A 13,176-nucleotide genomic window follows, 5' to 3' on the forward strand; every position below is an offset into this window, starting at 1 on the left:
TCGGCGTTGCCCCGGTCGAGGGGCCGTGTCACGCCGTCGGGCACGTCGCTCAGGAAGCGTTCTCCTCGGGCTCGCCTGCCGACGCGGCGTCCTCCTCGTGTTCGGCGACCGTCTGCTCCGACCAGATGACCTTGCCCGTCTCCGTGTACCGGGTGCCCCAGCGTTCGGCGAACTGGGCGACGAGGAACAGGCCCCGGCCGCCCTCGTCCGTCGTCGCCGCGTAGCGCAGATGCGGTGAGGTGCTGCTGCTGTCGGACACCTCGCAGATCAGGTTGCGGTCGTACAGCAGGCGGACCTCGATGGGGGCCGTGCCGTAGCGCACCGCGTTGGTGACCAGCTCGCTCAGGATCAGTTCGGTGGCGAACGCCTCCTCCTCCAGGCCCCGGTCGGTGAGCCATTCGGCGACGTTCTTGCGGACTCCGGCGACGGCCGCCGGGTCGGTGGCCACCGCCCACTGCGCGACCTGGTCGGGAGCGAGGGTGCGGGTGCGGGCCACCAGCAGGGCGACGTCGTCCATCGGCTGGTCGTGCAGCATCGCGTCGAGCACGTCGTCGCAGGTCTCCTCCGGTGTCCGGTCACGGCCGGCGAGGGCGTCGCGCAGCAGGTCGAGACCGGTGTCGATGTCCCGGTCCCGCCGCTCGACCAGGCCGTCCGTGTAGAGGACCAGGCGACTCCCCTCGGGTACGTGGAACTCGGCCGCCTCGAAGGGCATGCCGCCGATGCCGAGGGGAAGTCCGGTGGGGACCTCGGGGAACTCGACGGTGCCGTCGGGCAGGACCAGCACGGGCCCCGGGTGGCCGGCCCGCGCCACCGTGCAGTTGCCGGAGACCGCGTCGTAGATCGCGTACAGACAGGTGGCTCCGGCGATCTCGACATTGCCGTTCCCGGCCTCGTCCCGGTCGATCCGGGCGACCAGTTCGTCGAGATGCCCGAGGAGTTCGTCGGGCGTGGGGTCCAGCGAGGAGAAGTTGTGGACGCTGGTGCGCAGCCGCCCCATGGTGGCCGCGGCGTGCAGTCCGTGCCCGACCACGTCGCCGACGACCAGCGCCACCCGGGCGCCGGACAGCGGGATCACATCGAACCAGTCGCCCCCGACCCCCTCGTGCGCCGGCAGATAGCGGTGGGCGACGTCGAGGGCGTTCTGCTCGGGCAGGCTGCGCGGCAGCAGACTGCGTTGCAGCGTCACGGCCATGGAGTGCTCCCGGGTGTAGCGGCGGGCGTTGTCCACGCCCACCGCGCCCCGCGCCACGAGTTCCTCCGCGAAGGACACGTCGTCGTCGTCGAACGGTTCCGAATCGCCCGAGCGCCAGAAGTTGGCCATGCCCAGGATGACGCCGCGTGCGTGCAGCGGCACCGACACGATCGAGTGGAACCCCTGCTCCTTGATCCGCTCGGCCACGCCATGATCCCAGTTCCGCCAGCCCAGCCTCGTGAAATCGGCCTTCAGGTCGGCGTCGTCGCTGTGCACCCGCATCGCGCGGGTCCTCCCGGGGACGAAGCCCACCACATGGCCGACCGGGTAGAGCGGGTGGTCCGAGCGGACCGCCGCGATGGCGGTGCGGCGCATCTCCAGTGTGGCGCCGTCCGGCGTGGCCGGTTCGTCCCCGCGCAGTACGGGGTCGGCGAGGTCCACCGTCGCGGCGTCGGCGAACCCGGGGATCGCCACGTCCGCCAGCTCCTGGGCCGTGCGGGTCACATCGAGCGTGGTGCCGATCCGGGCACCGGCCTCGTACAGGAGCAGCAGCCGTTCGGTCGCGAATTCCGCCTGCCCGGTGACCGCGCGGAGTTCGGTGGTGTCCCGCAGGGTCACCACGGTGCCGGGCGGGCCGCCGTGCGTGTCGGTCGGGCGGAGGTTGACGGCCAGCAGCCGGTTGCCGGCCCGCAGCACCCCGTCCGTGACGGTCCGGCCGGAGACGAGCAGCTCCGCGGTGTCCGGGTCCAGGCCCAGCTCCGCCACCGGCCGGCCCTCGGCGTCCGGGGGCAGGTCGAGGAGCCGGCGGGCCTCGTCGTTGGCCAGGGTCATCCGCCGGTCGGCCTCGACGATGAGGACGCCCTCGCGGACCGCGTGCAGCACCGCGTCGTGGTGTTCGTACATCCGGGTCATCTCGGCGGTCCCGAGGCCATGGGTCTGGCGGCGCAGCCGTCTGCTCAGGAGCGTGGCGCCGGCCGTGGTGATCGCGAGGGCGGCCAGCGCGGCGCCCGCGGCGAGCGGGATGGAGCGGTCCGCCACCGCGTTCACCGACTCGACGGTGATCCCTACCGAGACCAGTCCGGCGATCGAGCCGTCCGCCCGGGGCACGGGCACGACCGAATTGACCGAGGACCCGCCGCCTCCGGTGAACGTCCAGGTGTACGCGTGTCCGGCCAGTGCCTCCTTGTACGGGCCGGTGAGGTGCCCGCCGATCAGCGCGGGGTTGGGGTGGGTGTAGCGGATGCCCTCCTGGCCGGCCACGACGACGTACTCGACCTGCGCCCGTTTGCGGACCTCCTCGGCGCGCGGCTGGAGGATCGCGGTGGGGTTCTTGCTGTCCAGCGCGGCAGCGGTCCCGGGCGCGTAGGCGAAGGTCTCGGCGACGCTCAGGGTGTGGGCGCGGGCCTCGGCCATGCTGTCGCGGCGGCCCTGCACCACCATCGCGACCGCCCCCGCCAGGACGAGCAGCAGCACGAGACCGAGGACGAAGACGAAGACCTGACCCGCCACGGTGTGCACACTGAACAGGGCGCGCAGTGAGCGGTCCGGGGGCCGGCCGGTCGTGTCCCGCTCGGACGGCGCGGGGGCCGCCTGCCCCGGGCGTCCTCCATCGTGCCGATGTGATCGCCGGACGGAGCGTCGCAGCCGCGCCCGGAATCGGCCGATACCAGACATAACTTCAGGTCTAGCATGAATCGCACCTGCCCGAGAGTTCGCTGATCCGCACCTGCCCGGGACGTCGCTGATCAGCGGCTCAGAACCCGCCGCCGTCGAATCCGCCGCCGCCCCCGAGGCCGTCTCCGCCTCCGAAGCCTCCGCCGTCGAAGCCCGACGAGTCGAAGTCGGACCCGGAGAAGTCGCCGCCGCTCCAGTCCCCGCCGGAGCCGAAGTCGCCGCCGCCGTACTCCGCCGCGTAGGCGGGGCTCGACAGCATGGAGCCGAGCATCGTGCCGACGAGCAGACCGGGGAGCAGGCCGCCGCCGAAGTAGCCGCCCGCCCACGGACCGTAGGCCGGGCCCGCCTCCCAGTACGGGCGGCGGCCGTCACCGGTGTCGACGGTGCGGCTCAGCGGCTCGTCGCCGGTGCGGAGCCGGAGCTCGTCCGAGGCGCAGACCGGGACCTCGCGCGCCGCTCCGCCGGACGGCGACCACCGGATGTCGGCGACCGAGGGACCGTGGCGCGGGTCGAAGAAGCACGGCGGACGTCGCTCCGGCAGCTGGCCACCGGAGCGGCGGGCCTCAAGGACGGCGAGGGAGAAGCGGCCGTCCTCCAGGGCCTGGGTGACCCCGCGCACGTCGGAGGGGCGCCGGGCCCGGTCCATCAGGTTCTTCGCGCCCTCGTAGGAGTCGAGGGCCCGCTCGTAGTCCGCGCGCATGGCGTCGTCGGCGCCCGGTTCGGCCGGGTGGAAGTCGAGCCGGTCCAGGGTCTCGCCGTACGCGGTGATGTCCTCGTCCACGACGACCCGGAGCTTGTCGAGCGCGGCCCGCTCCTCGGCCTCCTTGCGCCTGCGGTTGCGGCGGACCAGCGCGTAGGCCGTGCCACCGCCCAGCGCCAGCACCGCGCCGGCCGTGATCAGCCCCGTGGTGGAGGACGGCCCGCGGCCGGACGAGCCGCCCCAGGAGGCGGGGGCGCTGCCCCGGGCCTGCTCGACGGCCCGGTCGACGAAGGCGTTCAGCTGCGTGGCGGCGTCGGTGTCCGCGCCGGGCGTCTTCACCGCGGCGGTGAGGTTGTGGACCGCCCGGGTGGACATCACCTGGGGGTCGGCGCCCGCGTCGAACCCGTCGCCGAGGCGGACCGCGTAGACGCCGGTGATGCCGGTGTCGGTGCGCAGGGTGCTCAGCAGGGTCTTCGCGGGGAACGCGGAGCTCTGCGGCAGCACCGCCACGAACACGGGCTTGTCGGCGTCCTTGATCTTCTTCGCCAGGGCGGCGGCCTGGCCCGGCGAGAGCTGCCCGGAGGCCGCCGGATCGACATACACCGGGCCCTTGCGCAGGGCCCGCGCGACATCGTCGACGGTGGACGCGGCGACGGCGGACGCGGACGTCCCCGTCGCCGCGGGCTCGCCCGCAGCCGTGGCCGTGCCGAGAACGGCCGCCGCCGGCATCAGCAGCAGGCCGGCCAGCATCGTCGGGAACAGCCTGTTCCGCATAGTTCGACGCTAACCCGGATGGGTGGCGCGTGCGACAGCCGTCGTACGCGCCGGCTCACCGGCCCCGGGTGAGCCGGATGGTGTCGCGATACCACTTGGCGCTGTCCTTGAGCGTCCGCTCCTGTGTGTCGTAGTCGACGCGGACGATGCCGAACCGCTTGTCGTAGCCGTAGGACCACTCGAAGTTGTCCATCAGCGACCAGGCGAAGTAGCCCCGGACATCGGCCCCCTCGGCGCGGGCCGCGGCGACGGCGGCGATGTGGTCGGCGAGATAGGTGGTGCGGTCGGCGTCGTGGATCTCTCCGTCCTCGGCGACGGTGTCCTCGAACGCGGCGCCGTTCTCGGTGATCACCGTCGGGAGGCCGTACTCCTTCTCCAGACCCACCAGCAGATCGGTGAGGGCGGTGGGGGTGATCTCCCAGTCCATCGCGGTGCGCGGCAGGTCGCGGTCCACGCCGCGCGTGACCGGCAGCCCCTCGGTGTCCACCGGGGAGCCCTCCTCCGTGACCCCGGAGAAGAGGGTGCCGCGGTAGAAGTTGACGCCGAGGACGTCGATCGGGGTGGCGATGACGTCCAGGTCGCCGTCCCGGACCGGGAGCTCTGCGTCGTGCAGGGCGAGATCGGCGACGACGTCCTGCGGATAGGCGCCCCTGACCAGCGGGTCCAGATAGAGACGGCGGCCCATGCCGTCGGCGCGGCGGCAGGCCTCGGCGTCCTCGGGGCTGTCGGTCTCGGGGGTGGCGGTGCCGAGGTTGAGGGTGATGCCGAGTTCGAGTTCGTGGCCGCGGGCGGCGGCCGTCTCGCGGAGCTGCCGCGCGGCGAGGCCGTGGCCCAGGAGCAGATGGTGGACGGCCCTGATCGCGTCGCCGAAGTCCTGCCGGCCGGGCGCCTGGTTGCCGTACGCGTAGCCGAGCATGGCCGAGCACCAGGGCTCGTTCAGCGTCGTCCAGTGCTTCACCCGGTCACCGAGCGCGTCGTGGGCGAGCGCGGCGTACTCGGCGAAGCGGTACGCGGTGTCACGGGCCGGCCAGCCGCCGGCGTCCTCCAGCTCCTGCGGGAGGTCCCAGTGGTAGAGGGTGATCCAGGGCGTGATGCCCTTGTCCTCCAGCTCGTCGACCAGCCGCTTGTAGAAGTCCAGCCCCTTCGCGTTGGCCGGGCCGCGCCCGCCCGGCTGGATGCGCGGCCAGGAGAGCGAGAAGCGGTACGTGTCGACGCCCAGGTCCGCGATGAGGCGTACGTCCTCGGGCATCCGGTGGTAGTGGTCGCAGGCCACGTCGCCGTTCTCGCCGCGGACGACCATGCCGGGCACCCTGCAGTACGTGTCCCAGATGGACGGGGTCCGGCCGTCCTCGGCGGCGGCGCCCTCGATCTGGTACGCGGCGGTGGCGACGCCCCAGCGGAAGTCCGCGGGCAGGCCGGGGACGGCCGCGGCGGTGATCTCGCGCGCGTAGGCCGTGGGGGTGACGGCGGGGGTGACGATGTTCATGGGTCTCCTGTGGTGTGCGTGGGGTCACTGCGGGCGGATGCCGTGGGGCGGTGTGGCCAAGGCACGTGGGGCGGTACGTACGGTCGTCGCGGGCCCGGCGGGTGTCGCTAGGGGCGGGGTGGTGTCGTCGCCGGGGCCGGGTGGTGGAGCCAGCAGGCGACCGTGCGCGTGGCGTCCCCGTCCGGTGCGGCGAGCGCCGGGACGTGGGTGGCGCAGGCGTCGACCGCCTTGCCGCAGCGGGGGTGGAAGGCGCAGCCGGCCGGCATCGCGGACAGGTGCGGGGGCGATCCGGGGATGCCGGTGAGCTCGCGGCGGGGGCCGTGCAGGGCGGGGAAGGAGTGCAGCAGCCCGTCGCTGTAGGGGTGGCGGGGGTCCCGGTAGATCGCGGAGGCCGCCGCCTCCTCGACGATCCGGCCGCCGTACATGATCGCGATCCGGTCCGAGAACTCGATCAGCAGCGAGATGTCATGGGTGATGAAGACGACCGAGAAGCCCAGCTCCTCGCGGAGCCTGACCAGTTGGCGCAGGATCTGGCGCTGCATGACGACGTCCAGGGCCGTCGTCGGCTCGTCCATGATGACGATCTCGGGCTCCAGCGCGAGCGCCATCGCGATCATCACGCGCTGGCGCATCCCGCCGGAGAGCTGGTGCGGGTAGGCGGCGAGCCGGTCGGCGGAGATGCCGACGAGCGCCAGCAGCTCCCGGGCGCGCGCGGTCCGTTCGGGCCGACCCAGCTCCGGGCGGTGGGCCTGGAGTACGTCCGTGAGCTGGCTGTGGACCGTGTGCACCGGGTTGAGCGAGTTCATCGCGCCCTGGAACACGATCGACAGCTCCTGCCAGCGGAAGGCCCTCAGCTCGGTGGCAGACAGGGCCAGCAGATCGAGCGCCCCACCGTCCCGCCGGTGGTAGTGGACCCCGCCGCCGGTGATCACCCCGGGCGGTGACAGCAGCCGGGTCACGGCGTACGCCAGCGTCGACTTCCCGGAGCCCGACTCGCCCGCCAGGCCCAGGACTTCGCCCCGGTGCAGGGTGAGGTCGATGTCGCGCAGCGCGTGCACGGCGCCGTCCCCGGTCCCGTAGTCCACGTTCAGGCCGCGGACGGTGAGAACGGGCTCGCTGCTGCTCATGGGCGGGGCTCCTTGTCGTGCGTACCGGGTGCCAGGGGTGGGCGTGCCAGGGATGCACGCGGCTCGGACGCGGTCGGCCCGGATGCCCGTGGCTCCGACGCGTGCACCACGGGTGTGAAGCCGACCCTCATCCGGACCTTCCCGGACGCGCCGGTCTCCGTGCGCAGGCGCGGGTTGACGAACTCGTCGATGCCGAAGTTGATCAGGGCGAGCGACATGCCGAGCAGGGCGATGCAGAGCCCGGCCGGGACGAACCACCACCATGCGCCCTGGGCCAGCGCCTGGTTGGACTGCGCCCAGAACAGGACGGTCCCCCAGTTCCAGTCGGAGATGTCGGCCACGCCGATGAAGGCGAGGGTGATCTCGGAGAGGATCGCGAAGATGACGGTGGAGACGAAGCCGGAGGCGATCACGGCCGTCAGATTCGGCAGGACCTCGAAGAAGATGATCCGCCAGGTCGACTCCCCGGTGGCGCGGGCCGCCTCGACGTAGTCCCGGCGGCGCAGCGAGAGCGTCTGGGCTCGCAGCACCCGCGCTCCCCACGCCCAGGAGGTGAGGGCGATGACGGCGGCGATGAGCAGGTCGCCGGTGTCGGAGACGAAGCTGGCGATGATGATGATCAGCGGCAGCCCCGGGATGACCAGGAAGACATTCGAGAGCAGCGAGAGCAGCTCGTCGGCGGTGCCGCCGAGGAAGCCGGCGCTGACCCCGATCAGTACGGAGAGGAGCGTCGCGAGTATCCCGGCGACGAAGCCGACGACCAGGACGCCCCGGGTGCCGACCAGGATCTGCGAGAGCACGTCCTGACCGGTCTGCGTGGTGCCGAACCAGTGGGCACCGGACGGCGGTTGGAGCAGCTGGTCGCCCATGGTGTCGGGGTCGTACGGGGCGATCCAGGGTCCGACGACCGCGATCACGACGAAGAAGGCGAGGATCCCGAGGCCGACGACGGTCTTGCGGCCGCGCAGGAAGCGCAGCCTGCGCCGGCCGGAGGCCGGGGTCCCGTCCGGACCGGTCCCGGCCGGGTCGGCCACGGCGGCCTCGGCAATGGTGGCGGCCATGTCCTAGGCCTCCCTTCGGGTACGGGGGTCGAGGGCCATGTAGAGGATGTCGGCGAGCAGGTTCGCCGCGAGGACGGAGAGCGTGATGATCAGGAAGACGCCCTGCATCAGGGGGTAGTCCTTGGCGCCCACGGCCTGGAAGAGCTGGTAGCCGATGCCGGGGTAGGAGAAGACCATCTCCACCAGCAGGGTGCCGCCCACGATGAAGCCCAGTGAGAGGGCGAAGCCGGAGATGTTGGGGAGGATCGCGTTGCGGGCGGCGTACCCGAACATCACCCGGCGCTCGGAGAGCCCCTTGGCCTGGGCGACCATGACGTAGTCCTCGGAGGAGACCGTCACCATCATGTTCCGCATGCCGAGGATCCAGCCGGCCACGGCGCTGAGCACGATGGTGAGGCCGGGCAGCGCCCCGTGGTAGAGCGCGCTGGAGATGAACGGCCAGTCGAAGGCGGGCACGAGTGAGCCGTCGTAGCCTCCGGCGGCCGGGAAGACCGGCCACTTCACGGCGAACAGCGCGATGGCGATGAGCCCCAGCCAGAAGTACGGGATGGCCGAGATGAAGGTGGTGACGGGCAGCAGGCCGTCCATCCAGGAGCCGCGCCGCCAGCCGGTGAGGACACCGATGCCGGTGCCGAGCAGGAAGCTGATCAGTGTGGTGATGCCGACGAGCGCCAGTGTCCACGGCAGCGACTGGGCGATCACCTCGCCGACCGGCGTCGGGAAGAAGGTGAAGGAGAGCCCGAGGTCGCCGTCGAGCAGATGCGCCCAGTAGTCGGTGTACTGCTGCCAGAGCGAGCGGTGTTGGTCGAGGCCGAAGAGCGCCTTGAGGGAGTCGATGGCGCCGGTGTCGAGCTGGCCCTGGAAGCGGGAGAGCAGCGCCTGGACCGGGTCGCCGGGCATCATGCGCGGGATCAGGAAGTTGATGGTGATCGCGGCCCAGGCGGTGACCAGGTAGAAGGCGAGCCGTTGCAGCAGGTATTTCACGCCGCGCTCTCCTTCCGGGGCCCGTGACCGGTCGAGCCGTGGCTGGTCGACCCGTGACCGGCTTCCATACCGTCCGCGTACAGCCAGCAGGCCGCCCACTGGCCGCCTTCGAGGTCGAAGCGGGGCGGGAGTTCGGTGCGGCAGCGCTCCATGGCCTTCGGGCAGCGGGGGTGGAAGCGGCAGCCCGGGGGCGGGTCGATCAGCGAGGGCGGTTCGCCGCTGCCGGTGTCCTCCTGCTCCGCCTCGGCGGCGACCCGGTCCGGGTCGGGCGCCGAGGCGATGAGGAGCTGGGTGTAGGGGTGGGCGGGGCGCTGGGTGACGGTCTCGCTGTCACCGCCCTCGACGATCCGGCCCGCGTACATCACCAGCGTGGTGTCCGCGAAGTAGCGGGCCGAGGCGATGTCGTGGGTGATGTAGAGGATCGCGAGCCGCAGCCGGTCCTTGAGGTCCTTGAGCAGGTTGAGCACGCCCAGCCGGATCGAGACGTCCAGCATCGAGACGGGCTCGTCGGCGAGGAGGACCTGGGGGTCGGCGCCGAGCGCGCGGGCGATGGCCACGCGCTGGCGCTGTCCCCCCGACAGCTCGTGCGGGAACCTGTCCAGGTACTGATGAGGAGGGGTCAGCTGGACGCGGTTCAGCAGCGCGGTCAGGTTCTCCTCCAGCTCCGCCTCCCCGCTGCCCGCCCGGCCGTGGATCCGCAGGGCCCGGGTGAGGTGGTAGCGCACGGTGTGCACCGGGTTCAGCGAGGCGAACGGGTCCTGGAAGATCAGCTGGACCCGGCGTACATAGGCGCGGAAGGACCGGCCCCGCCCGGCCTTCACGGCCGCGCCGTCCAGCCGGATCTCGCCCCCGGTCAGCGGATGGAGCCGGGCGAGCAGTCTGGCCACGGTGGACTTCCCGGAGCCCGACTCCCCCACCAGCGCGGTGACCGTGCCGCGCCGCAGTTCCAGCGAGACGTCGTCGACGGCGTGGACGGTACGGCGTCGGCCCGCGACGAGGTCGCGTCCGGTGCGGCGCACGGGGAAGTGCTTGGTGACGGAGCGCGCTTCGAGCACGACGTGGTTCTGTTCGTTCTGTTCGTTCTGTTCGTTCCGTTGGTTCTGTTCGTTCCGTTGGTTCTGTTCGTTCCGTTGGTTCTGTTCGTTCCGTTGGTTCTGTGCGGGCTGTTTCGACATGGCCGGTCCCTGTGTCCCGTATCCCCTGGCTCTACTTGGCGGGCTGGAGCTTCAGCACGATCTGCAGCGCGGACGGCTGGGTGTGCTGCGGCGGGGCGTACGGGTCGGCCTCGGTGGGCCAGCCCACCCAGTTCTTCGTGGAGTACTCGGCTCCGATGGGGGCGGCGGCCGTCGGGATCATCGGCGCCTGCTCGACCATGATCTTCTGGAGGGTGTTCATCGCCTCGGTGCGGGCGGAGTCCTCGGTGGCGGTGGCGAAGTCCTTGAGCGCCTTGGTGGCCTCGTCGTTCTTGAAGCGGCCGAAGTTGCCCTGCTGGGAGGCCTTGCCGACGGGCTGGAGCAGCGCGCCGTCCATGATGTTCTGGTACATGTCGTACGGGGTGGCCCCGCTGTTGGTCCAGTGCAGGGTGGCGTCGAAGTTGCCGTTGGCGACGTCCGCGCCCCAGGCCTCGGCGGTCTGCGTCTTGACCTTGGCCTCGATGCCGAGCTGCTTGATGTTGTCCTTGATGATCGCGAGACCGGTGATGTAGTCGTTCCAGCCGGCCGGGTCGGTGAAGGTGAGCTTCACCGGCTTGCCGTCCGGGTCCTTCAGCACACCGCCGGCGAGCTCGAATCCGGCGTCGGCGAGAAGCTTCTTGGCGCCCGCCACGTCCGGCGCGATGGTGGCGCTCTTGTACGCGGGGGCGAGGAAGGACTCACCGGCGGGCAGCGGGATGCCGGTCGGGTTGGTGATCTCGGGGTAGAGCGTGGCCTCGGCCTGGGTGTAGATCGCCTTGCGGTCGACGACCATCGCCATGGCCTTGCGCAGCGCCGGGTTGTCGAAGGGCTTGCGCGCGGTGTTGAACCACAGTCCGTGGATGCCGAGCCCGGAGGGGAACCAGAGCTTGTGGTTCTTGGGGTCCTTGGCTATGAACAGCTGCTTGTAGTTGGGCATGAAGACGAACGACCACTCGACCTTGCCGTTCGCCAGCGCCGTGGTCGCCGCGCTGTTGTCGTTGTAGGCGGTGTAGCGCAGCTCCTTGACCTTGGTCTCGCCCTTCCAGTACGTGGGCGTGGCGGTCAGCGTGGTGGTCTGCGGGGTGAACGTCTTGAGCTTGTACGGGCCCGAGCCGACGGGCGTGCGGTTGGGCCAGGTCTCGGGGTTCTTGACGCCTTCCCAGATGTGCTTGGGCACGATGAACTGCTGAATGATCTTGTTCTGGTTGACGTACTGGGACTCCTTGAAGGTCAGCACGACCTTCTGGCCCCGCACGGTGACCCCGTCGAACGGGATGCCGTTCCAGTTGAGTGCCGTGTGCTTCTTGAGCAGCTCGAAGGTGTACGCGACGTCGTCGGCGGTCAGCGGCTTGCCGTCGGCCCACTTGGCCCTGGAGTCGAGGGTGAAGGTGACCTTGGTGAAGTTGGACTCCCACTTCCAGTCGGTCGCCAGCCACGGGGCCGCCTTGTCGGCGGGCCGGATCTGGTTCGTCATGGCGAGGGGCTCGTAGATCATGTAGCGGTAGCCGAGCGTGGCGCCGGCCGAGGTGTTCAGGAACGGGTTGCTGTTGTCGGTCTGCGGCCCGTCCGGCTTGCCGAGGGTCAGTACGCCGGAGGCGCCGCCCCCCTTGTTGGCACCCGAGTTGGCGGACGAGCAACCAGCGGCGAGCGCCACCGCTGCGGTGGCGATCGAGAGCGCTCTCAAAACGGCGTGACGTCGTACGGACATGGCGACTCCAAGGGGGACTGCGATCTGGAAGATCCGGGGGTACGGAGGAGCGGTCGGCCGCGGAATCCGGCCGGACCGCTACGGCGCCGAGTGGCGCACGACCAGTTCGGTGGGCAGCACGACCGGTGCGTCGGGCACGGCCGTGCCGCCGAGGTGGGAGAGCAGTACCCGTGCGGCCGTCTCGCCCATCCGGCGGGCGGGCTGGCGCACGGTGGTCAGTGGCGGTTCGGTGTGCTCGGCCATCGGGATGTCGTCGAAGCCGACCACGGCGATGTCGCCCGGCACCGACCGTCCGGCCGCGCGCAACGCCCGCAGCACGCCCGCCGCACTGATGTCGTTGTGCGCGAAGACCGAGTCGAACTCCGCGCCCGAGGCGAGGAGCCGCTCCACGGCCAGCCGGCCGCTTCGTTCGGTGAAGTCCCCCTCGACGACGAGATCGGTGGGCAGGACCGTACGGAATCCGTCCAGCCGGTCGCGTACGCAGCCGAAGTGCTGGGGACCCGTGATGACCAGGGGCCGGGTCCGTCCGGCGGCGAGCAGATGACGTGCGGCACTCGCGCCTCCTTCGTGATTGGTGGTCACGACGGAGGGGAATTCGGGGTGGTGGCCGCGGTCGTCGATCAGCACGATCGGCAGACCGCCGCGGTGCAGCGCGGTGAGATGGTCGAGGGTGTTCTCGGGTTCGACGACCAGGAGCCCGTCGAAGGCGCGCGCCGACACCTGGCCGGTGAAGCGCCGCACGGACTCGGCACCCCGGTTGCAGGTGAAGAGCAGCAGCCCGTAGTCGGCGGCCTCGACGGTGTCGACGACACCCTGGAGCACTTCACCCATCCACGGCCAGGTGAGCGAGGGCACCAGCATGCCGACCGTACGACTGCTGCCGCGCGCCAGCCCGACGGCGCCCGAGCTGGGTACGTAGCCGAGCTGTGCGATCACTTCACGAACGCGGGCGGCCGTGGAACCGTCCACCTCGCCCTTGGTGTTGACGACGCGCGACACGGTCGTCTTGCTGACGCCGGCCACACGGGCGACATCGGCGATGGTGACACGCATCGGGGCCTCCGGAGCAAGGCATGAGGGACAGCTGGAACCGGTACCGCAACCGGTTCCGGAACCGGTACCGGCGTTGCGGCGTGAGTTAACCCCGCCGGAACACCGCCGTCAATACTTCACGCCGACATTGGTCCGTACCCATCCCGGACCTCATCTCCCTTGCGGGCGCAGGGTATTGTCCGTTCATTTCCTGAAGGCACAACCGCGTGACGCGCCACCGGGAGCGATTCGCCTTTCGGCTCGAT

At 71.0% G+C, this 13,176-nt stretch carries 9 protein-coding genes; all 9 read right to left on the minus strand.

Features of this window, described 5'->3' with window-relative positions; genetic code table 11:
* Window positions 1-49: 49 nt before the first annotated feature.
* On the minus strand, window positions 50-2,701 hold the full coding sequence (locus GA0115234_RS24020) for a SpoIIE family protein phosphatase (protein WP_370804558.1): 2,652 nt from the start codon (window positions 2,699-2,701) through the stop codon (window positions 50-52).
* A gap of 244 nt (window positions 2,702-2,945) precedes the next feature.
* A complete protein-coding gene (locus tag GA0115234_RS24025) occupies window positions 2,946-4,340 on the minus strand; it encodes a hypothetical protein (RefSeq protein ID WP_093545233.1) in 1,395 nt (464 codons plus the stop codon).
* Window positions 4,341-4,395: 55 nt separating this feature from the next.
* The gene (locus GA0115234_RS24030; RefSeq protein ID WP_093545236.1) at window positions 4,396-5,826 is read right to left on the minus strand and encodes a GH1 family beta-glucosidase; all 1,431 of its coding nucleotides are present in this window, start codon (window positions 5,824-5,826) and stop codon (window positions 4,396-4,398) included.
* Between the two features lie 107 nt (window positions 5,827-5,933).
* Window positions 5,934-6,953 carry an ABC transporter ATP-binding protein gene (locus GA0115234_RS24035; RefSeq protein WP_093545239.1) on the minus strand — a complete coding sequence of 340 codons (1,020 nt, stop codon included), beginning with the start codon at window positions 6,951-6,953 and terminating at the stop codon, window positions 5,934-5,936.
* Window positions 6,950-8,014, minus strand: a complete 1,065-nt coding sequence (locus GA0115234_RS24040; protein WP_093545242.1) for an ABC transporter permease — start codon at window positions 8,012-8,014, stop codon at window positions 6,950-6,952. Before GA0115234_RS24040 ends, GA0115234_RS24035 begins: the two co-directional genes overlap by 4 nt.
* A gap of 3 nt (window positions 8,015-8,017) precedes the next feature.
* Complete coding sequence (locus GA0115234_RS24045) at window positions 8,018-8,998, minus strand: ABC transporter permease (protein ID WP_093545245.1); 981 nt, start codon at window positions 8,996-8,998, stop codon at window positions 8,018-8,020.
* On the minus strand, window positions 8,995-10,053 hold the full coding sequence (locus GA0115234_RS24050) for an ABC transporter ATP-binding protein (protein ID WP_093545335.1): 1,059 nt from the start codon (window positions 10,051-10,053) through the stop codon (window positions 8,995-8,997). Before GA0115234_RS24050 ends, GA0115234_RS24045 begins: the two co-directional genes overlap by 4 nt.
* A gap of 151 nt (window positions 10,054-10,204) precedes the next feature.
* Window positions 10,205-11,878, minus strand: coding sequence for an ABC transporter substrate-binding protein (locus GA0115234_RS24055; RefSeq protein ID WP_093545248.1), 1,674 nt, complete (start codon window positions 11,876-11,878; stop codon window positions 10,205-10,207).
* 78 nt (window positions 11,879-11,956) lie between these two features.
* Window positions 11,957-12,931 carry a LacI family DNA-binding transcriptional regulator gene (locus GA0115234_RS24060; protein WP_093545251.1) on the minus strand — a complete coding sequence of 325 codons (975 nt, stop codon included), beginning with the start codon at window positions 12,929-12,931 and terminating at the stop codon, window positions 11,957-11,959.
* Between the last annotated feature and the right edge of the window lie 245 nt (window positions 12,932-13,176).

This window comes from Streptomyces sp. DvalAA-43, from assembly GCF_900091725.1.
GTDB lineage: Bacteria > Actinomycetota > Actinomycetes > Streptomycetales > Streptomycetaceae > Streptomyces > Streptomyces pulveraceus.

Bases quoted from the DNA above. Each gene is read 5' to 3' on its own strand.
- GA0115234_RS24025 (WP_093545233.1), bottom strand. From the start codon at position 4,340: ATGCGGAACAGGCTGTTCCCGACGATGCTGGCCGGCCTGCTGCTGATG.
- GA0115234_RS24030 (WP_093545236.1), bottom strand. From the start codon at position 5,826: ATGAACATCGTCACCCCCGCCGTCACCCCCACGGCCTACGCGCGCGAG.
- GA0115234_RS24035 (WP_093545239.1), bottom strand. From the start codon at position 6,953: ATGAGCAGCAGCGAGCCCGTTCTCACCGTCCGCGGCCTGAACGTGGAC.
- GA0115234_RS24040 (WP_093545242.1), bottom strand. From the start codon at position 8,014: ATGGCCGCCACCATTGCCGAGGCCGCCGTGGCCGACCCGGCCGGGACC.
- GA0115234_RS24055 (WP_093545248.1), bottom strand. From the start codon at position 11,878: ATGTCCGTACGACGTCACGCCGTTTTGAGAGCGCTCTCGATCGCCACC.
- GA0115234_RS24060 (WP_093545251.1), bottom strand. From the start codon at position 12,931: ATGCGTGTCACCATCGCCGATGTCGCCCGTGTGGCCGGCGTCAGCAAG.